This is a genomic window from Treponema medium, assembly GCF_017161265.1.
In the GTDB taxonomy this organism is placed as follows: Bacteria; Spirochaetota; Spirochaetia; order Treponematales; family Treponemataceae; genus Treponema; species Treponema medium.
Window position 1 is genome coordinate 2,453,778 of the sequence record NZ_CP031393.1, and the last position, 24,195, is coordinate 2,477,972.

24 protein-coding genes are annotated in these 24,195 nt (G+C 40.6%); 15 read left to right on the forward strand and 9 right to left on the reverse strand.

What is annotated here, in order from left to right; all coding sequences use genetic code 11:
• Window positions 1–138 precede the first annotated feature (138 nt).
• Window positions 139–723 carry a CDP-alcohol phosphatidyltransferase family protein gene (locus tag DWB79_RS10720; protein ID WP_016524063.1) on the reverse strand — a complete coding sequence of 195 codons (585 nt, stop codon included), beginning with the start codon at window positions 721–723 and terminating at the stop codon, window positions 139–141.
• Window positions 724–1,151: 428 nt separating this feature from the next.
• On the opposite strand from DWB79_RS10720, the gene DWB79_RS10725 reads away from it, so the two are divergent.
• From DWB79_RS10725 to DWB79_RS10780, 12 genes are all read left to right on the forward strand, one after another.
• Window positions 1,152–2,216 carry an ABC transporter ATP-binding protein gene (locus DWB79_RS10725; protein WP_016524064.1) on the forward strand — a complete coding sequence of 355 codons (1,065 nt, stop codon included), beginning with the start codon at window positions 1,152–1,154 and terminating at the stop codon, window positions 2,214–2,216.
• Window positions 2,216–3,271, forward strand: coding sequence for an ABC transporter permease (locus tag DWB79_RS10730; protein WP_016524065.1), 1,056 nt, complete (start codon window positions 2,216–2,218; stop codon window positions 3,269–3,271). The genes DWB79_RS10725 and DWB79_RS10730 overlap by 1 nt, the downstream gene beginning before the upstream one ends.
• Window positions 3,258–4,424 carry an ABC transporter permease gene (locus DWB79_RS10735; protein WP_016524066.1) on the forward strand — a complete coding sequence of 389 codons (1,167 nt, stop codon included), beginning with the start codon at window positions 3,258–3,260 and terminating at the stop codon, window positions 4,422–4,424. Before DWB79_RS10730 ends, DWB79_RS10735 begins: the two co-directional genes overlap by 14 nt.
• A 412-nt stretch (window positions 4,425–4,836) precedes the next feature.
• Complete coding sequence (locus tag DWB79_RS12210; protein ID WP_276588725.1) at window positions 4,837–5,667, forward strand: helix-turn-helix domain-containing protein; 831 nt, start codon at window positions 4,837–4,839, stop codon at window positions 5,665–5,667.
• Window positions 5,668–6,282: 615 nt separating this feature from the next.
• Window positions 6,283–8,250: a DUF1566 domain-containing protein gene (locus DWB79_RS10745; protein ID WP_016524068.1), complete on the forward strand. Its 1,968-nt coding sequence runs from the start codon at window positions 6,283–6,285 to the stop codon at window positions 8,248–8,250.
• A gap of 523 nt (window positions 8,251–8,773) precedes the next feature.
• The gene (locus tag DWB79_RS10750; RefSeq protein ID WP_016524069.1) at window positions 8,774–9,571 is read left to right on the forward strand and encodes a hypothetical protein; all 798 of its coding nucleotides are present in this window, start codon (window positions 8,774–8,776) and stop codon (window positions 9,569–9,571) included.
• Between the two features lie 407 nt (window positions 9,572–9,978).
• The gene (locus DWB79_RS10755; RefSeq protein WP_016524070.1) at window positions 9,979–10,941 is read left to right on the forward strand and encodes a reverse transcriptase domain-containing protein; all 963 of its coding nucleotides are present in this window, start codon (window positions 9,979–9,981) and stop codon (window positions 10,939–10,941) included.
• A 170-nt stretch (window positions 10,942–11,111) separates the two neighbouring features.
• A complete protein-coding gene (locus DWB79_RS10760) occupies window positions 11,112–12,056 on the forward strand; it encodes an ABC transporter permease (RefSeq protein ID WP_016524071.1) in 945 nt (314 codons plus the stop codon).
• 1 nt (window position 12,057) lies between these two features.
• Window positions 12,058–12,849, forward strand: a complete 792-nt coding sequence (locus DWB79_RS10765) for an ABC transporter permease (RefSeq protein ID WP_016524072.1) — start codon at window positions 12,058–12,060, stop codon at window positions 12,847–12,849.
• Window positions 12,850–13,007: 158 nt separating this feature from the next.
• Window positions 13,008–13,913: an ATP-binding cassette domain-containing protein gene (locus tag DWB79_RS10770; RefSeq protein ID WP_016524073.1), complete on the forward strand. Its 906-nt coding sequence runs from the start codon at window positions 13,008–13,010 to the stop codon at window positions 13,911–13,913.
• Entirely contained in the window at window positions 13,898–14,602 is a 705-nt protein-coding gene (locus tag DWB79_RS10775) for an ATP-binding cassette domain-containing protein (RefSeq protein ID WP_016524074.1), read from the forward strand. Before DWB79_RS10770 ends, DWB79_RS10775 begins: the two co-directional genes overlap by 16 nt.
• A 69-nt stretch (window positions 14,603–14,671) precedes the next feature.
• Window positions 14,672–16,294, forward strand: coding sequence for a nickel ABC transporter substrate-binding protein (locus DWB79_RS10780; RefSeq protein ID WP_016524075.1), 1,623 nt, complete (start codon window positions 14,672–14,674; stop codon window positions 16,292–16,294).
• Window positions 16,295–16,677: 383 nt separating this feature from the next.
• Here the strand turns inward: DWB79_RS10780 and DWB79_RS10785 are convergent, their stop codons facing one another.
• The 4 genes from DWB79_RS10785 to DWB79_RS10795 form a co-directional block, all read right to left on the reverse strand.
• Window positions 16,678–17,364, reverse strand: coding sequence for an HD domain-containing protein (locus DWB79_RS10785; protein ID WP_016524076.1), 687 nt, complete (start codon window positions 17,362–17,364; stop codon window positions 16,678–16,680).
• Between the two features lie 69 nt (window positions 17,365–17,433).
• On the reverse strand, window positions 17,434–17,643 hold the full coding sequence (locus tag DWB79_RS12140) for a DUF4261 domain-containing protein (RefSeq protein ID WP_016524077.1): 210 nt from the start codon (window positions 17,641–17,643) through the stop codon (window positions 17,434–17,436).
• Window positions 17,643–17,855 carry a hypothetical protein gene (locus tag DWB79_RS12145; protein ID WP_016524078.1) on the reverse strand — a complete coding sequence of 71 codons (213 nt, stop codon included), beginning with the start codon at window positions 17,853–17,855 and terminating at the stop codon, window positions 17,643–17,645. The genes DWB79_RS12140 and DWB79_RS12145 overlap by 1 nt, the downstream gene beginning before the upstream one ends.
• Window positions 17,856–17,873: 18 nt before the next feature.
• Entirely contained in the window at window positions 17,874–18,617 is a 744-nt protein-coding gene (locus tag DWB79_RS10795; RefSeq protein ID WP_016524079.1) for a hypothetical protein, read from the reverse strand.
• A gap of 378 nt (window positions 18,618–18,995) precedes the next feature.
• Here DWB79_RS10795 and DWB79_RS10800 point away from each other — a divergent pair, with 378 nt between their 5' ends.
• Together DWB79_RS10800 and DWB79_RS10805 are read left to right on the forward strand one after the other, a co-directional pair.
• A complete protein-coding gene (locus tag DWB79_RS10800) occupies window positions 18,996–19,175 on the forward strand; it encodes a hypothetical protein (protein ID WP_016524080.1) in 180 nt (59 codons plus the stop codon).
• Window positions 19,176–19,188: 13 nt separating this feature from the next.
• Window positions 19,189–19,818, forward strand: a complete 630-nt coding sequence (locus DWB79_RS10805; RefSeq protein ID WP_016524081.1) for a hypothetical protein — start codon at window positions 19,189–19,191, stop codon at window positions 19,816–19,818.
• Here the strand turns inward: DWB79_RS10805 and DWB79_RS12150 are convergent.
• Entirely contained in the window at window positions 19,787–20,083 is a 297-nt protein-coding gene (locus DWB79_RS12150) for a hypothetical protein (RefSeq protein WP_016524082.1), read from the reverse strand. The two genes, DWB79_RS10805 and DWB79_RS12150, sit on opposite strands and share 32 nt — an antisense overlap.
• 389 nt (window positions 20,084–20,472) lie before the next feature.
• Between DWB79_RS12150 and DWB79_RS10815 the strand changes: the two genes are divergently transcribed.
• Entirely contained in the window at window positions 20,473–20,718 is a 246-nt protein-coding gene (locus DWB79_RS10815; RefSeq protein ID WP_245541326.1) for a hypothetical protein, read from the forward strand.
• A 95-nt stretch (window positions 20,719–20,813) separates the two neighbouring features.
• Here the strand turns inward: DWB79_RS10815 and DWB79_RS10820 are convergent, their stop codons facing one another.
• From DWB79_RS10820 to DWB79_RS10830, 3 genes are read right to left on the reverse strand one after another with little or no spacing between them, the layout of a single operon-like run.
• Window positions 20,814–22,709 carry an ATP-binding protein gene (locus DWB79_RS10820; RefSeq protein WP_016524084.1) on the reverse strand — a complete coding sequence of 632 codons (1,896 nt, stop codon included), beginning with the start codon at window positions 22,707–22,709 and terminating at the stop codon, window positions 20,814–20,816.
• Window positions 22,684–23,763 (reverse strand): DNA cytosine methyltransferase, encoded by a 1,080-nt coding sequence (locus DWB79_RS10825; RefSeq protein ID WP_016524085.1) that lies wholly within the window; start codon window positions 23,761–23,763, stop codon window positions 22,684–22,686. The genes DWB79_RS10820 and DWB79_RS10825 overlap by 26 nt, the downstream gene beginning before the upstream one ends.
• Complete coding sequence (locus DWB79_RS10830) at window positions 23,760–24,194, reverse strand: very short patch repair endonuclease (protein WP_016524086.1); 435 nt, start codon at window positions 24,192–24,194, stop codon at window positions 23,760–23,762. Before DWB79_RS10830 ends, DWB79_RS10825 begins: the two co-directional genes overlap by 4 nt.
• Window position 24,195 lies beyond the last annotated feature (1 nt).

A 24,195-nucleotide genomic window follows, 5' to 3' on the forward strand; every position in this document is an offset into this window, starting at 1 on the left:
AAACAAATTGTCATTCACAAGTGACACAAATGCAGAATGTCCTTTGTAATTGAGAAAATCCGACCATCATTTTTTATCTTAATTCGTAGGGGAGGGAAAAATTACTATACACCGCATCGTGATTTATTTGCAATCGCCTTATTTTGCCGGATGAATTCGATATATTTTTACGATTAGTATAAATCTTTGATAAGTCGAGAGCAAAGAGAAAAGTAAGAGAGTGATATAAAAACCGTATCGGATGATAAAAAAGAGCGGCATCAAATATATCTTGCAGAGCACAATTACCGTAGGTAAAACATAAAATCCTATTGCCGTATACCGGCCGATACGGTCAAACATAAAAACATGAGATCGGTACTGCCCGCGTTTTATCAGTAGGGAGGTCAAGATAAATTCAAAGAGTTTTACGGTAATAAGAATTAGCATCCAAACAGGTAAACAGCCCAAGCGGTACAGTGCGTAGGTTGAAGTCATAATATAGAAAAAGTCACAGATGACATCTGCTATTGCACCAAAGCTGCTTTGAACATGAAATGCACGGGCACATTTCCCATCCAAAAAATCGCTTACGGCAATACCCAAGAATAAGCAGAGATAATAAATGCCACGGATAGTTCCCGCTGTTATTTCCATATAAGCAAAGACGGATAACGGTATTCTGAATAATGTTAAACAAGTAATGAGCATAAACACTGCATATTTTTTTTCGATAGTATACATATTATATTTCCTTTTTTTAACGAGTATTTTTAAATATTTATTCATACTTATCATTGACGAATATGTCAACAATAGCATAGGACATCTTCTAAAAACTCGGTTAGATTTTTAGAAGATACCCTGTCGATATTCCCATTCCAAGACTGTCAAGATAAGCTATCAAAGTTGAAATTTTGATATCCTTGCGTTTTTCTATTTTTGAAACGGATGATTGCGTAAAATGTATCATTTCCGATTGATAAAAATTCAGCTTTGTTCCTCGTCTGCGCTCTGCGTCGGGATTGCTAATCATTACCAATAACAAATGTCATACGCCAATATGATATTGCACACCTTTTTTTAGATTGGACAAAAGTGTACAATACGCATATCTGAATTGATGGAAAGGAAAATGGTTGATGGGACAGCCGAATCGGCGAGGAGAATGTATGAGCACACCGGTATTGTCGGTAAAAAATCTGGTTAAGCGGTATAAAGAAAAAATCGCATTGGATCATTTTAATTTGGACGTTGCAAAAGGAGAAGTGCTTGGGCTGTTGGGGCCGAACGGCTGCGGTAAGACAACGGCAATCAACTGCATCCTTTCGCTGTTAAAGTACGATAAAGGCGAGATCAGGATTTTTGATGAGCCGATGCGTCCCGACGCTTTTGCAATCAACAACCCCGACGCAAGCGTCGGGGTATGTTGTTCTCATAAGGTGGTTGCAGTCGGCTTTAATACCCTTTGTTACGACGCAAAGCGTCGGGGTATTAAACCCTCCGCACGAATAAAACGGAAAATCGGTCTTGTGCCGCAGGAAGTATCCGTCTATTACGATTTTACCGTTAAACAAAACATCGACTACTTTTGCGGACTGTACATCGATAACGGAGCCGAACGAAAAAAACTGGTAAAGGAAGCAATCGACTTTGTCGGTCTTAACAACTACGAATCGTATAAAGCGAAAAAGCTATCCGGCGGATTATTACGGAGGCTCAATATTGCCTGCGGCATTGCGCATAAGCCGGAACTCATTTTTTTGGACGAACCGACTGTTGCCGTCGATGTGCAGAGCAGAAACTTTATTCTTTCCGGTATCAGAAAGCTTGCTCAAAACGGCAGCACCATTGTGTACACCACGCATTACCTTGAAGAAGCGGAACAGCTCTGCGACCGGATGGTGATTATGGATAACGGGCGGGATATTGCAAACGGTACTTTTGATGAGTTGAAAGACCGTATCCGCACCAGCGAAAAAGTCGTCGTTGAGTTTGTCGGTCTGCACGATACCGCTGACAGCATCATGGAAGCATTGAACACCATTCCGCACGTAACCGGCGTTGTACAAAACGGCTCGGAATGGCTGATCACTTTTGAAAATTCCATCAACAACCTAAACGAACTGATTCTCTTTATCAATAAACGGCAGCTCGCATATCGCAAATTGTATTCCGAACGTCCCAGTCTCAGCGACATTTTCTTAGAGCTTACGGGAAAGGAGCTGCGGGACTGATGAAGTTTTTACGTGAATTAAAGTACACGGCAATTTCGATGATCTTCACGGTAGAAGGAATGTTTTGGACGGTCGCATATCCAATCCTATTATCGTCGCTGTTTTTTGTAATCTTCTCCGCAATCAACACGCGGGGTATAAGCGCCACCGTAAACACCGGCATTACCGAAACAAATCCTCATCGAGTCATCTTTAATTTTATTCCGATAGTGCATGTTATTCCGATGGAACAAGAAGCTGCCGATGCCGCCCTGCGCGAAGGCAGTATTCAAGTATTTATCGCAGACGATTTATCGATTAGAATATACAAAAACGGTATCGCGCAGACAATCATTAAAAACATAGTAGAGCAGATAAAGCAAACCGATGCGCTCGGTATCCCGATAACGCCTTCCGTTTACCGGAAACGGTTCATCGACAGTAAGGATGAACAAAACAATTCGATGATGATTTTATTCTACTCGCTTTTGGCGATGGTCTCCATTTACAGTATGTTTGGCTCAATTTCCATCCCTGAACGCATACAGGCGAATATTTCAAAATTAGCGGTAAGAATGTCCGCAGCGCCTATCAAGCGGTTCAGGATATATCTTGCTGGCGTTCTTTTCTTTGTCTGCTTTAACCTTGCATCGAATCTTTTATACATCGGCTATGTGATGCTTGTGTTAAAGATTAACCTCATCACGGATTGTGCGGTAACGATTCCGCTGTTGATCTATGCAAATCTGTTCGGAACCGCCTTCGGCCTCTGTATCGGCTCAATTCCCAAACTGTCGGAAAACACAAAAGTGATGATAGGTGTGTTCAGTTCGCTTTTTCTTTCTTTTTTATCGGGCATGATGAGCGTCAGTGTAAAAACCGCACTGGATGCTTCGGTTCCGATTCTGAGTAAAATAAACCCCATCGCGCTTTTTACGGATACGTTATACAACATCAATATCCTGCACGAATACGATTTAGCGCCGTTATTTTTTATTGTGTACTCAGTATTTATCGCGCTGTTTTTAAGCATTGCATTCTTTAATGCGCGGGAGGTACAGTATGACAGTCTATAAGCATTTTTTGCAGATGGTGTGGCAGCGGAAAATCGGCACCGTCATCTTTCTTGCTATCTTTTTATCGCTGTGTTTTCTAATGCTGCAGCCGGAAAGCAGAAACGCGCACGGTTTTTCCGAAACACGGCTTACCGTTTGCATTGCAGATCAAGATCATTCACCGCTTTCGGAGCAGCTGACTGCCTATTTGCAAACAAAACACACGGTTACGCTTTTGGGCGATTCCGGTTTAAGTGATGAAGTCCTTTTGAAAAAGCTCAGAAAAAATATTTCCGTCGGTTTGATCGATGCGGGACTAATTATCTCCGAAGGGTTTGAACAGAAAACAGAATTAGGACAAAAAGGAATCATCAGCATTAAAGACGGCAGACGGGCGGCAGCGTTCTATATCGATTCGCAGATACAAACCTTTTTACGCTTTGCACTTTCAACAAAGGAGGCCACGGGGTCTTTCGACTTTGAAAAGGTACGAAACGCGCTTGCAGTACGAACCGAGGTTATCAAGGTGAACCGAGAAGAAGATACCTCGACTGCCGCAGGGCTTAAATATTTTTTCAATTTTTTGGGATGGGCGATATTCTCGCTGATTATCAATTCCATCGGCTGGGCGCTGTTTGAATTAAATAACGAGCGGCTGAGAATCCGCACGGCCGTTTCACCGGTGTCGAATATGCGGTTTGCTTTTGAAAATTTTGCTGCGCAGCTGACCGTCGTCGCCCTCTTTCTTGCGGTGTTAATTGCCTTTGCCGCATTGATGTACCGGCACACTATCCGTACCTTGCCGCTTGCAAGCTATACGCTGAACGCTGCCGTCTACGCAGCGGTGGTTTTAAGTGCGGTTTTTATGTTGAACGCTGCGCTAAAAAAAGGTGCGGTAATGGGTATTGTCGGTACGGTGCTTCCCCTGTCGCTTGCTTTTATTTCGGGGATTTTTTTGGAACAGGAACTGCTGCCGAAAAGCATTACTACGCTCGCCCGCGTTTTCCCGACATATTATTATGTGCGTGCAAATAGTTTTACCGAACGGATGCTGCGTCCCGATTGGCACACTATCGGTATGCAGCTTTTGTTCCTGCTGTTGTACTTTACGCTCGGTGTTTATTTCAGCAAGCTGAACAGGGTACGGAACAAGATTGAGTTTGCGCAGAAGTAGAGGGGGCTGTTTATACTGCGCCCTTTTGTCAATACAAAAAAATAATTTATTTAAGGTGTATTTGCTGCTTATTTTAAAATCGATCATATACCTGAATGGGCTTGTTTTTATGCTCTTTCTTTGACATTATACGCTAAAGGGTGTGTATCGCATATCAAACAGCTTCACAGAAGGCAATATTTATATGATATGAAAAAAGCCTTTATAGCATTAATTAATAAAAGAGTTTCCGCTTTGAAGTAGTATGAAGATGGACGAAAAACAATATACGGACTTTTTTGATCCGGAGGTTCAAAAAATTGCCGGAGAAGACGGCTGCAGCATCTACAAAATGAAAAACAGCACCGGCGAAGGTGTCATTACACAGTACGAAATTCTTCCGGGTATTGAATTATTCTATAATGATTTTCACATGAGCGATGGACAAAATCAGAATAAATTACCCCATCCTGATGTGTTAGAAATCAATCATTGCCGCGAAGGCCGATTTGAATGTGAGTTTACCAATAAGGATTATCAATATATCGGAGCAGGTGATATTGCAATCAACAGGTTAACGAACAAAACTACTGCAACGTATTTTCCGCTCTCTCATTATCACGGAATTTCAATAACGATAGATTTGCAGAGAACCAATCAAACGATGAAAAAAATTGAAAATGTCATAGGCGGCTTAAACATAGATGTATATCAGATTGCAGACAAATTTTGTAAAGATAATGCTTGTGTCGTTTTAAGATGCCATACCGAAATTGAACATATTTTTTCCGAACTGTATCAAGTTAAACCTCGAATGATTGCCTATTATCTAAAGATTAAAATTTTGGAATTGCTTATGTTTTTAAATCAGGTTTCTCTTGAGGATTATAAAAAAGAACGAAGATATTTTGCAGGTCATCAAGTACGCACAATAAAGGAAATTCACGCCTATATGACAGCAAATCTTTGTCGTCATTATACGTTGCAGGAACTTTCAGATACATTCAATATTCCTCTTACATCAATGAAAGTTTGCTTTAAGGGCGTATACGGCTCACCTATATACTCCTATATGAAATCATACCGTATGCACGCAGCAACGGTGTTACTTAAAGATTCATCAGACAGTATAACAGAAATTGCTGCAAAAATAGGATATGATAATCCAAGTAAATTTTCCGAAGTCTTTAAAAAAGAGTTCGGGAAATTACCCTCCGAATTTAGAAAAGAGCATCTGCAAAAAAACTCAAGTATAGATTGTTAGAAGATACCTCATCAGCACTGCTGGTACTCATTATTTTATCCCTGAAGACTTCCCCTTGCATTATTCCATTTTTAGCCCTATAATTATAAACATGTACAGTCGTGTAATCAAATTACCGCAGTACCAACCGTCTCCCCCTTCCGTAAGCCTTTTGCAAAAGGGGCTTGACATGCGCGTAACTGGCGGCATAATACTCACAGCTCACAGCTCACAGCTCACAGCTCACAGCTCACAGCTCACAGCTCACAGCTCACAGCTCACAGCTCACAGCTCACAGCTCACAGCTCACAGCTCACAGCTCACAGCGTGAACTTTATTTAGATAGCTTTTTATCTAATTTCCATAAATACGACAATCTTTTCTCACTTTACACGCAAAAACAAACCGCAGATATAAACCCTTTTGCGTTCTCTGCATACTTAGCGGTTGCATTAAGAACAGAAACTACAAAGTACGTTCAAGATTCAAAATATTCAGCAAGAAATTTCACACCACATAATTACCCATTATTTACCGCCCTGTACCGTAATTCACGGCAGGCAGTCTGGTTCGATAGTAGTTAGCCCCCCCTAAATAAATTATGGATTATGAATTATTATACGGGAGAATTTATACATGAAAAGAACTATATATAGAACAACCAAGCTGCTGAGCTCCTTAGCAGGAATGCTGATGCTTACAGCAGTGATGATGATCGGCTGTAATCAAAATGTTACAACTCCACAGCCGGCTAAGGACACCACACCGCCTGCAAAGGTTAAAAGCCTTTCTGCAGTATACGATTCAGGGAACCAAAAGATTATCGTAACGTGGACGAATCCTACAGACAGCGATTTTGCAGGCCTGACCTTGAGCTGGAAAAAAGAAGGCGGAGCGGCAACGAATGTGCTGCTTGAAACCAGTAATATCAGCTATGAAATTCCCAATATTACAGCGGATGGCAGTACATACACCATCGCGGTAACAGCAAAAGATGATGTCGGCAATACTGCTACCCCTGTAGAAACAACCGTACAGGCAACGGCAACAGCTGAAATAACAAAGGTAGAGCTTAACGGCCGCACGCACTTTGATACAGTTCAAACCGACCGAAATATTACAGTAACGGTAAGCGGCAGCAATTTTGATAAGCTTACAAGCCTTTTGGTACAAGTGACGGACGGTAGTACAAATTATCCGCCGGTAACGGCAACAATTGATGCATCACACAATACGGCAACCGCAACAGTACAGGCACCGGTACCGTCTTATCCTACCGATGAAGGCACAAGGTACACCGTAAAGGCAATCGCCAACAGCACCACTCCTGCCGCCGCTACGGCTTCTTTTATCGTTTCAAACCCTGCAAAGGTTAGTAATATAGTGCTTACGCCTGATAAACTCAAACTCGGTAGTGCAACGAAGGTCAGTGTAGCGGTAACGGGAACCAACTTTGATATCCGCGGTGAAACAAAGATAAAGTTGCTCGATTCAAATGGAGATGAGGCAGTAGGAAGTACCGTAACTGTTGCAGAAAATGTAGGAAATGAAACTGAGTTTACCGCAGAGATTGCCAACTTGCCTGCTGTAAACGGCGTATACACGGTGGCGGTGTTCTTTAAGGGAAATAAACAAACGGAGACTGCACAGCTGCAGCTGTACGGTGCGCCTGAAATTACAAGCGTAAGCATACCTAAGGCCGGAAAGACTTACGGCGGAAACAAGCTGCCGGTAACGATTAAAGGAAAAAACTTTACCGCGCTGGGGGCAAGCTTTAGCGGAAGCGATGCTAGCATAACAAACTTTACAGTTGTAAATGATACAACGGCAACAGCGGAGGTAACCTGTCCGTATAGTGCTGGAGAGTATCCCGTTACGGTAATGTGCGGCACGGCAAGCAACACAGGAACGATCAGTGTAAAGGACTATACCGGCTATGATGTCGGCAAAATTGTACTTGCAGATAAAACACTCGTTGATAAAGGTGGCTATACGATAGACTCAAGCAATCCGCCGGTTGCGATTATCTGCGGTTCTAATAGCTATGGAGTACCGCGTATGATTGCGCTGCATACAAGCGGCAGCGACCTTGTATGGGCAAAGGATGGCAGCACCGGCTACAAGACGATGTTTGAAGGGATTATTTGTACACCTAGTCAGAAGGGAAGCGGAGCTGCCCAAACGGCAACGTTTACCGGAGACTCAGACGGCAGTGATAACTGGGAATATATCAAGGCAGTAGATCCTGCAGGATCAGCGGATGCAGCAACGAATTATCCGGCGTTTAACTGGGTAAATCAGTATAACACGCAGTATGTTGCACAGCTTAACCATAAAACATTTAACTGGTATATGCCGAGCCTTGCAGAGCTGTGCGAAGTGTATAAAAACAAGGATAAGATTAACGCAAGCTTGAAGACAATACATGATGCATCGGGCGGCAGTGCGTATGCAGACGAATCTCTTGGGACGAATTTTTATTGGTCGTCGTCGCAGTTTGCTTCCCTCAATTATCGCACGTGGCGAGTCTATTTCAGCGATGGCAATGTGGACTTCAGCAACAAGTACGATCTTAAGCGTGTTTGTTGTCTGGCAGGCTTTTAACCGGTTAGGGGAAGACTTTTCTTTTTTTTCGATAAAAAGAAAAGTCTTCCCCTATGACCCCATCTAAAGAAAAACGGCGACTTAGGGCTCTGCCCTAAGAACCCGTTTTGGAACTCATGTTTCGTTCTTAAAAAGGACTGAGCAGTCAGGCTTTTTGTGCAACTTTGTTTCAGTAGCGGCACGGCTGCCTCTGGTTCTACGCGGCATCGATGGACGCCCCTCAGCGGGCGACTTAGGTGGATTGCTACGCTGGCTTGTAATCACTAAGAACCCGCCTTGGTTCCCAAGCTTGGTTCTGAATGAAAAGCTGAGTAGCTATGCTTTCCTTGTTAATCTCTGTTTCAGAACGCCGAACGCCTACGGACGTACATTTCTTAACGATGGCATTCGTGCCGGATTGCACATACAGTGCGAAACATTGAGAGCTGTACCCGATGCTCTGCGTCAGATGCGTTGATTTTTTCTTCATTTTCTTAGCCATTTTTACGTCCGTGCTGTATAAGAGAGGTACGCGGAGGTGTAAATGACACAAAAACCATTTGAAGACCTAACTATTTCCGATGATTTCATGTTCTGTAAAGTTATGGAGTATGAGTCCATCTGTAAAGAATTTCTTGAAATGCTCTTTACCATTAAAATCGAGAAAATCACATATCTATCGTCCCAGAATACTGTTACCACTAATTCGGGAGCAAAAACGATCAGGCTGGATGTACTGGTAAAAGATGATGCCGGTACATCTTACAATGTTGAAATGTGTTTTCCGATAGACGTCCGTGTCTATCGGAAAACACGAGTTTTGCCATTCGGCAAAACATCGCTGCTGCGTAGAACCACCGCCATCCGTGGCGGTACTGAAACACCTTTTGCAAATAGGTGGAGCAGATGCAAGGAGATAGCCGAAAATAAAGCGGAGGCGTATCGGGTATACGGTGAGCATTTATTTTCGGCGTACGACACAGCAGATGCCCGCATATTTGTAAAAGATGCAAAAAAGATTATATTGAATGCAAATGCGTTTAATACAGCAGGTAATAAAGATTTACAAGGCTTTTTACAATATGTAAAAACCGGTAAGGTAACAACTGAATATACAGGGAGGATAGAGCAGATGATACAGACCGTAAAACGTAACGAATTAGCACGGAAAGAATATCATATTTTACCGGCAGCTCTTATGGACGCCTTTGATGAAGGCGAGGCACGAGGTTCCCGCCAAAAAGCGCTTGAAACGGCAAGGTTGATGAAAGAGGAAAATTGTGAGATTTCCTTTATTCAGAAGATGACCGGTCTCAGCAGAGATGAAGTCGAAAACGTTTGAGAATGCCGCTTCTGAAATGCCTTTTGCAAAGAGGTGGAGTAGATGCTAGGCGCCTAGCCGAAATAAAGCGGAGACACGCCCAAAAATGATCATTTTTGGGCTACAAGTTTGCAGGAGCAAACTTGCTTCTGCTTGGAGGAACCACACCCGTCCTTGGGCGTTCTGATACGTTGAGCATTTATTCGTGCGAGGGTTTAATACCCCGACGCTTGCGTCGGGGTTGTTGATTTGGAACAATTTTTGGATGACTTTGAAGTAGAAATTTTGAATTAAATTACGAAGAAAATCTGATTCGATTATATGAAGACTTAAAAAATAGAAAATGGCAGCCGGGAAAATCGAATTGTTTTATCGTTACAAAACCCGTACGGCGTGAAATTTTTGCCGCCCCGTTTCGCGACAGAATTGTGCATCACATTTTAATCTCTCGTCTTAATACCGCTTTTGAAAAATATTTTATCCGCGACAGCTATGCATGCAGGGTAGGAAAAGGAACACATGCCGCTATCCGTAAGGTAGAGCATAACATAAAAAGTGAAAGTAATAATGGGCATAAAGAAACATATATCCTTAAACTCGATATTAAAGGTTTTTTTATGAGTATTGATCGGAATATTTTATGGCAAAAACTTGAATCGTTTATCGACAGTCAGTATAAAACCGATTCCGGCAATTCGGCTGATTTTGAAAAGTATCTTGCCAAGGCAATTATCTTTAATAACCCAACGCAACACTGCATATTTAAAAGCAAAAAAGCAGAATGGGAACCGCTTCCGCGTAATAAGAGTATGTTTACGGCACAGCAAGGCTGCGCGCTGCCGATTGGCAATTTAACCAGTCAAGTCTTTGCGAATTTTTATCTTTCGGTATTTGATCACTATATAAAACACACGCTTCAGTTTAAACGATATGTACGCTATGTTGACGACTGTGTTTTTGTAAGCCGTAACATCTATGAACTTAAAGCAATTATCCGCTTGTCAAAAAAATTTTTAAAAGAAGAATTACATCTTACCCTGCATCCTAAAAAAATATACTTACAAAAAGCAGGCAACGGTGTACAATTTTTAGGCACGTTTATCAAACCCTTTTATACGGTGAGCGACCGCCGGATAAAAAATAACTTTGTACAGAGTCTAAAAAAATACGCTGCAGTAGCAGAATCTCATCTACCGAGTGCCGAAGAAAAACGGCAATGCCTTGCAAGCGTAAATTCATACCTTGGGATTATGGCTCATTATAAAACCTATACCTTCCGGAAAGTGCAAATTATGCGGTATTTTGAAAGTAGGCTTAAAACACATTTTTTTATACCGCTTGACATAAAAAAGATTGTGCTCAAAAGAGGGAAGGAGCACCGTATATTCTAAAATCATTGTCCAAATAGAGGGTAGTTTGTCTTTTTAGAGTAGCGAGAGTTCATCAATTCAAATACAATCTGTTTCTATAGCTCAAGTCTTAAAAAAAGCCGCGTAATATGCGGTATTTTTTTTGAGGCTTTATTAACAATAGCTAACATTTTATAACTAAAGGAAGGTGCATGAATCAGGATGTAAGAAAATATATTCTGCAGAAATTAATTGAATTACTCTTCACCTTGCTGTTTGTAACCTTGCTGTCTTTTTTGCTGATGCGGTTATCATCTGTTGATCCTGCAACTGCTTATGCAAAACGGATGGTGGGAAATCCGACGATGGAGCAGATAGAGAGAATACGTGTTCGGTTGGGGTTCGATAAACCGCTGATAATTCAATATCTTTATTGGGTATGGAATTTACTTCATTTTAACTTAGGCACTTCTCTTGCAAACGGACACGATGTATGGGCTGATATTGCAACAGCTTTTCCTAAAACATTGTCCATTGTTCTCCTCGCCTCTTTTTTTCAAATTATTTTTATCATCGGACTTAGTTGCGCTGCGTTTTTATGTCCGCATAAAGCGGCAAAAAAAATGGTAAGGCTGTTCTGTATTTTAGGCGTTTCTATTCCTTCTTTTTATGTAGCGACTGTTTATTTGGATTATTTTGCCGTTCAAAAATCATTGATTTCCGTCGCAGGAAATATAACATTAATAAGTTATATTTCTCCGGCGCTCTGTATTGGAATATTCGGCGCTTCATTTTATACGCCGCTTTTGATGGACGCTCTGAACAACGAAAGCTCTGAAGATTATGCGTTTTATGCCCGATGCCGCGGACTTTCGGAAATCCGCCTTTTATTTTTTCACTTTTTGCCGAGAGCGGTAATCGGTTTAATTCCTAATTTTTTGCAAAGTATCGGATTAGCGCTTGCAAATGCAACTATTATTGAATCCATTTTCTCAATTCCGGGATTCGGGTATCTGATAGTAAATCATGTACTTGATCATGACACGCCTATGATTCACGCTGAAGTTTTTTTCTTAGCATTAGCAATAGCGCTTTGTAATATCGCAGCCGATTTTGCGCAATGGACAATCGGGTCTAAAAAGGCGGTAATGTACTAAAATGAACGCACGGCATTTCGCTCAAAAAAGTATGTTTTTTATTCCTCTATTGATTATCATATTTTTCTTTTTAGGATTTTTATGTGCACCCAATAATCCGATGGAAGCACATTTGCTCAATAGATTTGCTTCTCCAAGCAGGGTATATCCGTTCGGTACGGATTCATTAGGCCGTTGTATTTTTTCACGGCTGCTCTATGGAGGATGGACAACATTAAGCCTTGTATTAGGCGGCTCGTTAATCGTTTTTCTGCTTGGAACCGCCATAGGAATGGTTACAAGCAGAGGTGTCATTAAAGAAAATGCGCTTATAGACGGATTCATTAATGCCGTTACTGCAATTCCGCCTATTGCATATTTAATTGTGTTCGTCGGCGCTTGGGGGAGCGGAGCAAAAACAACGCTTATTGCTTTAACGATATCCTATATTTTGCGGTATATAAAACTGGTACGTACCCGCACTGATATGGAAATAGGAAAAGCATACATTATGTGTGCAATAGCATCCGGCGCTTCAAAGGCAAGAATTATGCTGATTCATATTTTTCCTAATCTGCTCGCCGAAATGATTCGCTTCTTATGTCTTTCCTGTGCGGATATGATTTTAGCAATTACGGGATTTTCTTTTATCGGATTGGGACTTGGCGATAACGTCGTGGATTGGGGACGTATGATTTTAGATGCAAGAGGCGCGTTAATTCTTCATCCGTTCATGATTTTGTATCCGATAGGAGCAGTTATCATATCGACCCTCTGCTTTAATGTCATCGGAAGGTTTATTTTCAGCCGCTAAAATGTCGCGGCTGAAAAACACTACGAGTTTGCCGTTCGGCAAACATCGTTTATTAACGTGTGCGCGTGTCGCGCACGAATTGAACAACTTCCAAAGTTCACACTTTGTTCAGTTGTTCAACTTTAAGGAAGAAACTTAACAACAAAGGATGCATCGTGATGTTGAAAATTGAACGACTGGAGGTAAAAGAAAAATCAGGCCGTTGTCTCTTAAAAGATGTTTCTATGGAAATTCCGGCAGGTCAAATCATCGGTCTTACCGGTCAGAGCGGCGCCGGGAAAACAACTTTGCTGAGGAGTATTTTGGGAATGCTTCATACAAATTGCAGTATCAGTGCCGGAACGATTTTGCTGGATGATGTAGATGTATCGATGCTTTCTCGTAAAGCGCATCGTGAACTGTGCGGTAAGCGGCTGGGATTTATCCCTCAAAATCCTATGACGGCATTCGATAGCCGCTTGAAGATCGGATATCAGATGGAAGAAACATTTATCAATCGTTTACATCTTAATAGAGATGACGCAAAGGCTTTGGCAAAAAAATATTTGATTGCGGTAAATCTCAAAGATACTGATCGAGTATTACAAGCCTATCCTTTTGAATTATCGGGTGGAATGCTGCAAAGAGTCGCAGCAGCAATACTGCTCGCAATGGCGCCGGATTATATTTTAGCGGATGAGCCGACAGCAGCATTGGATGAAGAAAACAGAGATGTGCTGCTTTCCATTATACAAGAACAAATGAAGGACAAAGGAATTTTGTTTGTATCGCATGATATTAGTGCACTTACCCTAGTGTGCCGCAATGTATATGTATTAGGAGCGGGAAAAATAATTGAAACCGGAACGATGGATAGGCTTTTAGCTCATCCAAAAACAGAGTGGATGAAACGGTTTTCCATAATCAACAACCCCGACGCAAGCGTCGGGGTATGTTGTTCTCATAAGGTGGTTACAGTCGGCTTTAATACCCTTTGTTACGACGCAGAGCGTCGGGGTATTAAACCCTCCGTACGAATAAGCCGGACAGAAAACCGAGGGGAATGGAAATGGGAGAAATTGTAATTCGGAATGTAAATCAAATATATCATAACAAACAATTAGGAGATTTCTTTGCGCTTTCGGATATCAATCTTCATCTTAGAAAAGGCGAAAACCTTGCAATTCAAGGAGAAAGCGGTTCAGGAAAGAGTACGCTTGCACGGCTTCTCATCGGAATTGAAAAACCGACATCAGGCGCTATTTTTATAAACGGAGAAGATATAACAAGTTGGAATTATAAAACTTGGAGACAGCGCCGCAAAATGATACAAGCAGTTTTTCAGGATTCTTCCGGAACCTTAAATCCGGCAAGAACAGCTTATGCAAATGTTGAAGAGGCATTAGTAAATCTTACCGACCGGAAAAAAGCAGATCGAAAAAAACATATTTTACAGTTAATGGATGACGTTCATATGGATTATCGGCTTTTAGAAACCCCTGTCCGTCAGCTTTCAAGCGGGGAGCAACGGCGGCTTTCCTTGCTTCGAGCAATTGCCGTAGAACCTGATTATTTAGTTATGGATGAGGTAACGAGCGGGCTTGATGCTATTTCGGCAGATGCCGTACTAACCTTGGTAGAGAACTTTGTAAAGCTATCCGGCAGCTCTTGCATTTTTATTACCCATAGCAAACGAGACGCCATGCGTATTGCTAATAGAGTAGTCATTATGCGAGACGGGCGGATTACCGAGCAAGGTCATCTCATAAATTAAGACATCTTTTAAAAGCTATACCTTCAGTTCTTAGAAGATGCCGATTATCATACGAGGAGGAATGATAATATGAAACAACTGCACGGAAACCTTATTACTACGATTTTGGGTTGTTGCATGGTTTTGGCAATGATGTCATGCGGACAAAATTCTGCAAACACACAATCAGGCAGTAATACCGGAAAAACGGGAAATGAGCCGAAGGTGCTCACAATCGTTACAGCGAAAGAACTCGATAACCTTACTACGCTGACGATGAACAAGGAAAACAACATTGCCTGCGGCTTTGTCTATGAAACCTTAGTCGGATATGAGAACGGAAAGATTATTCCGCGATTAGCTTCAGAATGGGGATGGGATGATACGAACACCGTTCTTACATTCAAACTTCGTAAAGGTGTTGCCTTTACCGACGGAACGCCTTTTAATGCGAAAAGCGTAAAAGCAATTCTCGAATTTGATAATTCCAATCCCAACTTTAGCGGCATCAAAGGAATATGCAATATTAAAAGCGTAGAAGCGATCGACGAATACACGATAGCTGTTCATTACGCTTCACCGTGCTTTTCTTATATCAATGATTTCTGTTTTCAAAATGTTGCAGCGATGATGTCGCCGAATGTATTTGAAGCAGGAAATTTTCAAACATTCAAAGCTGTTGTAGGTACCGGTCCGTATATTCATAAGGAAATGATTTCCGGAGATTGCACCCGATTTATCAGAAATGAACATTACTGGGGGAAAGCTCCATATTATGATGAGATTGTCGTGAAGTATATACCGGAAGCGTCTTCACGGTTACAGGCATTGCAAACCGGAGAAGTTGATTTAATTTATGGTGCTGATCTTCTCAGCTACGACGATTATAATCAAGCGCTTTCTCTTAACGGTATTAAAGGCACGATAAATACCGGCAATACGCTGACTCGGAATCTGGTACTGAACGCTTCCGGTTCAATTTTAAGTGATATTAAAATTCGTCAAGCTATCGCCTCTGCGATTAACAGAAAGGAAATCACTACGGGACTGACGTATGGACATGAAACTCCCGCCGTTACCTTGTTTGCGCCCGGAGCGCCTTATACCGATATTTCCTATAACAATACATGGAACTATGATGTAGACAAAGCAAATACTCTGTTGGATGAAGCCGGTTGGATAATGAATACCGGCACCGGTATTCGAGAAAAAAACGGAAAGAAATTAACATTACAGTATACCTATTGGATAGATATTTCTTTAGCACAAGATATCGCACTGGCTATTAAAACACAACTTGCAAAGATAGGTATTGATATAGCGACTATCGGTCAAGATCAGATGACATGGTGGACAGAGGGCGTTGCCGGACACTATGATATTACAACGTGGAATACGGAAGGTTCGTATACGGAGCCGCACAAGTTTTTGCAGGAATCTCTCGGCGCCGATCCCCACGCCGTTTCATTAAAGGCGCTTAAAGATTTTCAACGCTACGCAAATGCCGTAAATATGTTTTCAACGTCTGCCGATCCGAAAATCGTTCAAGAAGCTATTGCAACTGCATTGAATATTTCCAATGATAATGTAATCGACTTCCCGATCTCCTACGCTAAAGATTTAGTCGTTTATAATTCGTCAAAGATTGCAGGATATACTTTTTCCAGCGTCCCGCAGTTCTTTGATGTCAACAATGTGACGCCTGTTGAATAAATAAGCATAAGGTAAATCTCTAGAAACCGACTCGTAGTCCGTATTAGCGGATATGATAATTATTTCTTACAGAACAAGCCGATGGGGCTACGGTTTTTAGAGATTACTCATACCTAAACAATTAAAGGACACCTCTAAAAACCCCTTAAAAAAGATGTAAAAAAATGCTAAAATAAAAGAATGAAAGAAAGAGGATTATTTGACGAACAAGAGCGGCTAAACGTATTGAGCAAGCTCGGAGACAATTTAAAATAAACCTTCCTTAAAATGCAACAGTCGAACAAAATATCAATTTTGGAGACTGTTGCATTCGTGCGCGGAACGCGCATACGTCAATACGTGACGTTTGCCGCAAGGCAAACTCATCGGTTAACGAGGCTGCTCTATTTAGCAGCCGAAGTTATACCTTCTATAAAATCTGCCATATCCCATTCGCTTAAAAAGGTTGTAACAAAATTTTTCATGTACTGTTCACGATGTTCGGCAATTCGTTTAGCAGTTTCGGTATTCATCATATCTTTAAGATAAAATAGTTTTTCGTAAAAATGGTTAATTGCTGTAGATGTATGCTGATAATAGGTTTCTTTATCCATACTCAGCATAGGTTTTATTGCTGGATCGTACAGCGGACGGTTACGGCTTCCGCTATATGCAAATACCCGTGCTATTCCTATCGCGCCCAGGGCATCCAATCGGTCTGCATCCTGAACGCATTTTCCTTCGATGGAAGACGGAGTAACGGAATCCGTTCCCTGATACGGAACTTCTTCAATAATGGTACAAATCAAACGGTATACGAAATTGCTGATATGATGTTTTTGCATAAACGAGACGGCACGGTCTTTATGCTTATACGTTTCCGGCGAAAGTTTTCTATCATCTACATCGTGCAGCAATGCTGCAAGCTGAACGATATACGGATCAGCGTGTTCTTCTTTCGCAATATAGCTCGCGATGCGGCATACTCTCATTGTATGAAAAAAATCATGTCCGCTTGTATCGGTTTTAAAAAACGTTTCCGCATACTTTTTTGCAGCTTCGATAATAGCATCTGTTATTTCTCCATTCATTTCTTATCCGCCTTTGCCTTACAGCTTTTCATATTCAACATCACTGATCGGATACTATCATTTTTGTGTTTATTCATAATGTCTGTTACCCGCAGCATAGGCGCCGGTATCTATATCGAGAACTTCGCGCACAGGCTGGATAAGCGATTCTTCGTAGCGGCATATCCATCGCTCAGGCTGCGCTGAACCGTCCGGTATGCCGTCAATGGTGTTGCCGGTTTCTATGGGGTTATCATTTATTAAAAGATACAACGCGGTGTTGTATGCATGATTTACCATCAGGTTCGGCTCAATCGTGTGGCGGCAAACTGCGCTACGGCAGTATCGGAATCGTACGAAAAACATTCGGCATCTCCCAAGCGCTTTTGCATCACCGCTTCCATCTGCTCTCGAGCCGGCATTGTTACCGGCGCTTTAAACAAGAGCTTGACAACAAAAATGCCGCTGACTTTTTCTTCTTTGGTTAAATCCTGTTGAAAAATCTTATCCATATTTTGCCTACCCTTCTATTATTTATACAGCGCAATTTCTTTTTCTATAATCTCTTGCTTTACGGATTTTATCAGTGTTTTTACATTCGTCTTGCAATCGTAAACAAAATACGATTGTACCGTTCCGTCATATTCTGAAAACAAGATTTCTTCGCCGCCGAGAAAGCAGAACGTAATTATTGCAGACGAAATCTCTTTCACATGCGTACCGTCGTAATCGGAAACATAAAGCGCAATATCATCCTCGCTATTCAAAATCTTATCGTTCGTTGTATCGTTTTTAACGACGGCATACACATTACACTCATGAGGATATCTCGGCGGCTGCTCTTCCTCAACCTCGGCTAAGCAATATTTATAGATAAAAACATTTGCCGGAAACAACTTGTATTCTTCCCGCCCGTTATTTTTCACAAAAATAAGGTTTGTGATACCATTTCCACCAAAACCTCTTCCCAACACATTCGAAAATCCATTTCCCGACCACTTGGATTTTTCCGTACCGTATGCTTCATCCGCCTTAATCGCCGAACTTTTCACGCTAAAAATATATACATCTTTTATTTTTCTTTCAAATTCCAGATGTTCTTTAATTTCTACGTGTACATCCTCGACAACTGCAATCTGCTGCACCCGTGTTCGATGAAACGGTAACAAATCATTGATGAGTGCTGAACCCAGAGCTATAATCCCCAGAAGAACAAAAACAAACACCAACACAAAATCTGCTTTTTTGATAAACTCAAAAATCTTCGTTTTCATTTTTTCTCCGCAATCATTTTACCAATTTTCTTTGAGATTATTGTAGTTTGTATGTTATCAAATTTAGTACATAACAGATTTAACCAAAATAAAAAGCATTAGATTCCTTTGATTACAGCAAGCACGATTATCAAAAAAAATACTGATAACAGTTTTTGATTTTAGCACATACCGCCTCACTTCTCAATGATGATGCACGGTATTTTAGCCGATCTTACATAAACCGTTTATTCACCGCGGATTGATACGATAAAATAGATATCGGCACGAGGGTTTTAATTGAAATGGCAGCATTCCTATGATATAATCTCATCAATTTATAAAAGAAATCGAACACGTCCGTTCAACGGATAGCTTACTGAGCAGCTTGGAGATAAAATGAAAAGATCACTTTTAATCATAGCACTTCTGTTCGCCTCATTCGCGGCATTTACTGACGACGGCGGCTCATACAAGCCGGAGGACTGGACTTACAGGAACATCTATGTCAAGGAGCCGAACGACAAAATCGCGCTGGAGCGAGAGCTTCTGGTTGTGGAGCATACGGCTATAAGATGAGTGAGGTAGAAGCATGGTAAAATATAAAACACTTATTTTCGTATTAATGACTTGTTGGCTCTTATTAAATTCTTGTAATAAATCAAAAACAATAGCTCACAACGATACAAATATAATACGAGAAAATAGGTATGCTGCTACTACATTATCAGCAGTTATAATAGGTTCCAGTATCTTAGAAATAAAAGATAAGAATGGACATTTGGTATTAAGATATTCTTGGGATGAAGCACAATCCCGATACCCGAATGCAGATACAATTTATGATCTCGGATGGGATGATAGCAATAAAAATTATTGGTTTTGGTCTATAACCCCTACTCATATTTCATATATCGCAAAATATAATGTCGATAAAAAAGAACTGTGCTATTTTGATGCTCCCGATGATATTTGCGGTTACAATGAATATTGTTTTGACACGAATAAAGCTATTTTAATTTATTCAAATTGGTTCAATCCTCAATCTCCGGAAGATGAAAAGGAAATATTGAGCTCGCAAATTATTTTAAAAAAATACAATGTTGAACAAAAAAAGATATCAATTATTGAAACTAATATTGGAAATAAATATTCTCCGGTACTAGAAAATGGATTAATTAAATATCATGTTAGAGAAGAAGTAAAGATATTATCTGATTAAGAAAAGAATGCCTATCTCCGAAAGCGAGCGCTGTTTGCGTGTGGATAACTACCGCACCCGATAGTAACAAAGGATTGATGTAGGCATCTTCCATTGTACTGATAAGCCATATTCCCATTCCTGCCGTACCGGTATCGCCCATACCTGTATTCATATAATCGGCATGTCCCGTCATCCTGTCAATAAAATATCCTACAAAGCCTATTACTGATATAAAAACAATAAATATCAAAAGATTTCTTTTTATTGTACGTGTATTCTCCATTAGATCATCTCCCATCTTAAAATAAACCTGCATTTATTTTCTATTGATTTCGGTTTGCATTCCATATACAGCAAGCGAAAGCTTTCTGAGGCAACAAGGGAGCTATCAGAGGACTTTTCTCATGCATCACGAGCCTTACAGCTCCACGACGATTTTCCCGTTTACCTTACCGCCGTCGCATGCTGCGCAGGCTTGGGCAATATCGCGGAACGCAAAGTGTGCACCGATAAGCGGCTGTAAATGATGCTCGAATCAACACCCTCGACGCAGAGCATCGGCCTACAGTGTTCCATGTTTCGCACTGTGTGTGCGATCAGGCACGGATGCCGGTGGTTCCAAACAGAAACGATTTTTTTGCTTTGTAAGCGGTCGGAGGTGTTTGCGCCGCCTTGTTAACAAACGTTGTCGGATGGTTATCCGGAGTATTTATTCCGATCGATTTAATAGGCGACACTTTCAAAACAATAACAAATATGTTGCCATTCTATCCTAGTGCTGAAGCGATAAGGGCAACCTCAAGCGACAACTTCGCTTATGACCTTTCTCATTTGGCTGTTGTAATAATCTATACGGCAGTTATCTTTGTTCTTGCTCTTATTGTCTTTCAACGGAAAATGAATGATGAGAAAGGATAAAAATGCAGGAGAAGATATTGATTTAGAACAGGATCTCATTGAAATGCAAAAGCGCGGGAAAAGTCAGGCAGACATAACAGCGCCACGCTTTCATATTAACGAGGTGTAACCTTTACCAATGTTGACAAATGCTCCTTGTTTTCCTGACGAGTTCTTTTTTTATAGCCCAATTTATCACATATATATTCAATTTTTTGAGCAAAAATGTCTACACTCAATTTTGACATATAAAGATTATCGTCATCATCTCTAGAACTTGAATGCCATTGTTGTTCATCGTCTAAAGGATGTTCGGGGCGAAAATCGTAAATGTTAAATATTTTATGCTCAACTTGAGTTATCCATGCTGCGCCAACTTCCATCAATGCACCCCATGAACTTTTCGTATTATGACTTGTAACGAAAATAACATAAATCTTTTGCGTAGAGTAACTATCAACAAAGAAATCACGCAAATAGCTGTATATCCCACTTTTTCCTACGTCGCCTTCTGGAATTCGTGATACTTCATCATCACAGTTTGTATAAATTATATCTTCAGGCGGCACGTTGTTAAATACTAACATATTGTAAATAATATCCGCTAAATCCTTGTCTCGATATGTCTGACTAATTAGCAATTTCTTCTTTTGAGAATCAATAATGCTTTTAATCCCCATATCCGGGCTGTTGGCATTTATTTCATCAGAAAGGATTGCCTCTATTTCATCAGCTTGCTCTGTCCTAATACCTAAATGAGAAAAAATTTTTTGAGTTGCTTTCTTGGCGGTGTTTTTTCTGAAAGTATCTACCAACCTTTTAAATGAAGCTTCGTTTTGACGTTGCTGTTCTAGCTTTTTTTCTTCTTTTTTCTTTTTGCCAAAAGACACAAACAAATCTCGCATTTTCAAGATATCAGGCAATAAAGTTTTTCTAACATAATCTAGTACCGCCTGATAGCGAGGATCATCCGTTTTATATCCTTGACGATTGCTTAGAGCCATATCGGGTAACTCTGTCAGTTCAAAAATATCAACATGAAGTTGACCTACGACATAGACTTCATTCAATTTGTTTTGTCCAACAACAGGAAGTATATTAAATTCGCCCATTTTTTGGTTGGCATACAGAGAAATAAAATTATCAGGAAAATCCGTTAACTCTACTTTTCTGCCGCGAGTCGATGTATAAGTTCCTATCCATCCTTTGATTTCGACGTTATATGTATGTTCAACACCAGATTTGTCATCCATACTAATAGGCATTGTTACTAAAGGTTTATTTTTGCGGAGTTCTGCTATTTGATTTCCATATGGAGTCTGGAAAAAAGCATTAAGATATGTGAACACATCCCCTAAAGTAATTAGAGTAGAGAGTTCTGAAATCATTTCCTTATCAAAGCTCTCAATGGTTTCCTCTTCCGTTCCCCGAATCAGGTGAATTTTAAATTTCTCATTTATTAACGGGAATATCCTAAGTAAATTCCGTTTAATTGCCTTTAATGTACTATGAAGTTTGTACTGCGGATTCTGCATAACGACAGAAGTACCGTTGCCAGATACTCTTTCGAAAGAAATTTGCTCGTCAGTGAGCGGGGCAAGTAAATTATTATCGTTTATATGACGAGATAATACAAACCCTGATTTTTCGCCATCTGAAACCGTCTTTATAAGAACATTCTCAGAAACCGATAGGGCAGCTAGTTTTCCCACGCCTTTACGCCCCATTTTCTTCCGTTTCATAGGGGTTAGAGATTCGGCATCGGTATTTCTAGAAACTGCGGCAACATTGAGGTATTTCTGGATATCGCCGTTAGCATATGACATTCCTTTGCCGTCATCTTCAACGGTAATATCATCCTTGTTAGCAATGATATATACATTGTGAGCATCTGCATCGTAGGCATTAGCAATTAATTCAGCTAGCACATAATAAATGTTTGTATACAGGCTTGGACCTAATAATTCCAAAATACGGGGATCAATATTAAGTTTGTATTCTTTCTCTTTCATTTGCAATCGTCGCTTCCTTTTGTCCATTTTTAGGTAAACTTCTAATTATACTTTCTCCAATCACTTCGCCCAAACGAGGCGGAACAGCATTTCCTATATGGCGTGCTATTTTCCTTATCGAAACTTCAACATCGCTAGGCGAAAATTGATAATCAGGAGGAAAAGACTGTAAAATAGCGCCTTCCCGTAAAGTAATCGCCCTGTCCTGTTCTGGATGTCCGAAACGCCCGGTTCCATAACCGATAAATTGTGTGGTGATAGTAGGAGACAAATCATCCCACTTCATTCTACCATATACTGATGCATAAGTTTTTCCACCTTCTTTTTTATGGCAGTTTAATACTAAACGTTCAGGCCAATCGCGCCATGTACCGCCGGGAACGGAATGTTGTATTCGTTCCAAATTAAGAGGAGAGAGTGCTGGCGAAATATGAAGTCTATCGTTTTCATTTGCCTCCCCAGCGGAAATTCTCGGTAAGCTACCAATAGCGTCCCTGACTGTCAGATGTTTTTGATGCGTTGCATCAATAAGTTTTATTTTTTTGCGACACGACGCAAGTAAAATCAACCTTTTTCTCCGTTGCGGTACGCCATAATTTGCGACATTTACAACTTGATAATTTACAATATAATTCAAGCCTTCTAACGTGGAAACAAAATCTTTAAAAACTTTTTCCGTTTCTAATTCTGGCACATTCTCCATTGATACTATGCGGGGACGAGTTTCTTCCACCAACCGCCCAAATTGGTATAGTAATTTCCAGTCTTTATGTTTAGAACGGTTTTGTTTATCTTTTTGGTGGCTTGAAAAAGGTTGACATGGTGCACATCCGACAAGTATTTTAACGTCAGCACCTCGCAAAAGGGCGCGTATTTCTTTTCCTGTGACATTTTCAACGCTTTTATGAATAAATGTGCAATTGTTGTTGTGAGTATAAGCGTATTCGCAAGAATCATCAATATCAATTCCTGCTACAACTGGAATTCCCGCTTTTTGCAAACCATAGGTAAGCCCACCTACGCCGCAAAATAAATCAACAGCTTTAATTGTCATCGTTGTGTCCTTCCAGAAGAACGACTCAATATTGACTGAATTTTTTCGACTAATATAGTTTCGTTTCTCTTTTTTAATTCGCATTCCCAAATACGCAGAACTTTCCATCCGCGTACCTCAAACAAGGCAGTCACATCTTTATCGTGCTTCATATTAAGTTCGCGTTTCTTTTGCCAGTATTCATGGTTTTCTGCCGGGCGTGTATTTCGACAATCATGACCATGCCAAAAACAACCGTCTACGAATACTGCAACTTTTTCTTTTAGAAACACAAAATCGGGATGTCCTTTGACTGAATAATTGCGCTTCCATCCAATAATACCATTCTGTTTAAATATGTCTATCAATCGCAGTTCTGTTGATTTGTTCTTTTTTGATTTAACTTTTCGCATGATTTCAGAGCGTTTTTCATTATTAAAAATATCCGCCATG

Coding starts and splice junctions, on each gene's coding strand:
- DWB79_RS10720 (WP_016524063.1), bottom strand. CDS start 723: ATGTATACTATCGAAAAAAAATATGCAGTGTTTATGCTCATTACTTGT.
- DWB79_RS10725 (WP_016524064.1), top strand. CDS start 1,152: ATGAGCACACCGGTATTGTCGGTAAAAAATCTGGTTAAGCGGTATAAA.
- DWB79_RS10730 (WP_016524065.1), top strand. CDS start 2,216: ATGAAGTTTTTACGTGAATTAAAGTACACGGCAATTTCGATGATCTTC.
- DWB79_RS10735 (WP_016524066.1), top strand. CDS start 3,258: ATGACAGTCTATAAGCATTTTTTGCAGATGGTGTGGCAGCGGAAAATC.
- DWB79_RS12210 (WP_276588725.1), top strand. CDS start 4,837: ATGAGCGATGGACAAAATCAGAATAAATTACCCCATCCTGATGTGTTA.
- DWB79_RS10745 (WP_016524068.1), top strand. CDS start 6,283: ATGAAAAGAACTATATATAGAACAACCAAGCTGCTGAGCTCCTTAGCA.
- DWB79_RS10750 (WP_016524069.1), top strand. CDS start 8,774: ATGACACAAAAACCATTTGAAGACCTAACTATTTCCGATGATTTCATG.
- DWB79_RS10760 (WP_016524071.1), top strand. CDS start 11,112: ATGAATCAGGATGTAAGAAAATATATTCTGCAGAAATTAATTGAATTA.
- DWB79_RS10765 (WP_016524072.1), top strand. CDS start 12,058: ATGAACGCACGGCATTTCGCTCAAAAAAGTATGTTTTTTATTCCTCTA.
- DWB79_RS10770 (WP_016524073.1), top strand. CDS start 13,008: ATGTTGAAAATTGAACGACTGGAGGTAAAAGAAAAATCAGGCCGTTGT.
- DWB79_RS10775 (WP_016524074.1), top strand. CDS start 13,898: ATGGGAGAAATTGTAATTCGGAATGTAAATCAAATATATCATAACAAA.
- DWB79_RS10780 (WP_016524075.1), top strand. CDS start 14,672: ATGAAACAACTGCACGGAAACCTTATTACTACGATTTTGGGTTGTTGC.
- DWB79_RS10785 (WP_016524076.1), bottom strand. CDS start 17,364: ATGAATGGAGAAATAACAGATGCTATTATCGAAGCTGCAAAAAAGTAT.
- DWB79_RS12140 (WP_016524077.1), bottom strand. CDS start 17,643: ATGGTAAATCATGCATACAACACCGCGTTGTATCTTTTAATAAATGAT.
- DWB79_RS12145 (WP_016524078.1), bottom strand. CDS start 17,855: ATGGATAAGATTTTTCAACAGGATTTAACCAAAGAAGAAAAAGTCAGC.
- DWB79_RS10795 (WP_016524079.1), bottom strand. CDS start 18,617: ATGAAAACGAAGATTTTTGAGTTTATCAAAAAAGCAGATTTTGTGTTG.
- DWB79_RS10800 (WP_016524080.1), top strand. CDS start 18,996: ATGAAAAGATCACTTTTAATCATAGCACTTCTGTTCGCCTCATTCGCG.
- DWB79_RS10805 (WP_016524081.1), top strand. CDS start 19,189: ATGGTAAAATATAAAACACTTATTTTCGTATTAATGACTTGTTGGCTC.
- DWB79_RS12150 (WP_016524082.1), bottom strand. CDS start 20,083: ATGGAGAATACACGTACAATAAAAAGAAATCTTTTGATATTTATTGTT.
- DWB79_RS10820 (WP_016524084.1), bottom strand. CDS start 22,709: ATGAAAGAGAAAGAATACAAACTTAATATTGATCCCCGTATTTTGGAA.
- DWB79_RS10825 (WP_016524085.1), bottom strand. CDS start 23,763: ATGACAATTAAAGCTGTTGATTTATTTTGCGGCGTAGGTGGGCTTACC.
- DWB79_RS10830 (WP_016524086.1), bottom strand. CDS start 24,194: ATGGCGGATATTTTTAATAATGAAAAACGCTCTGAAATCATGCGAAAA.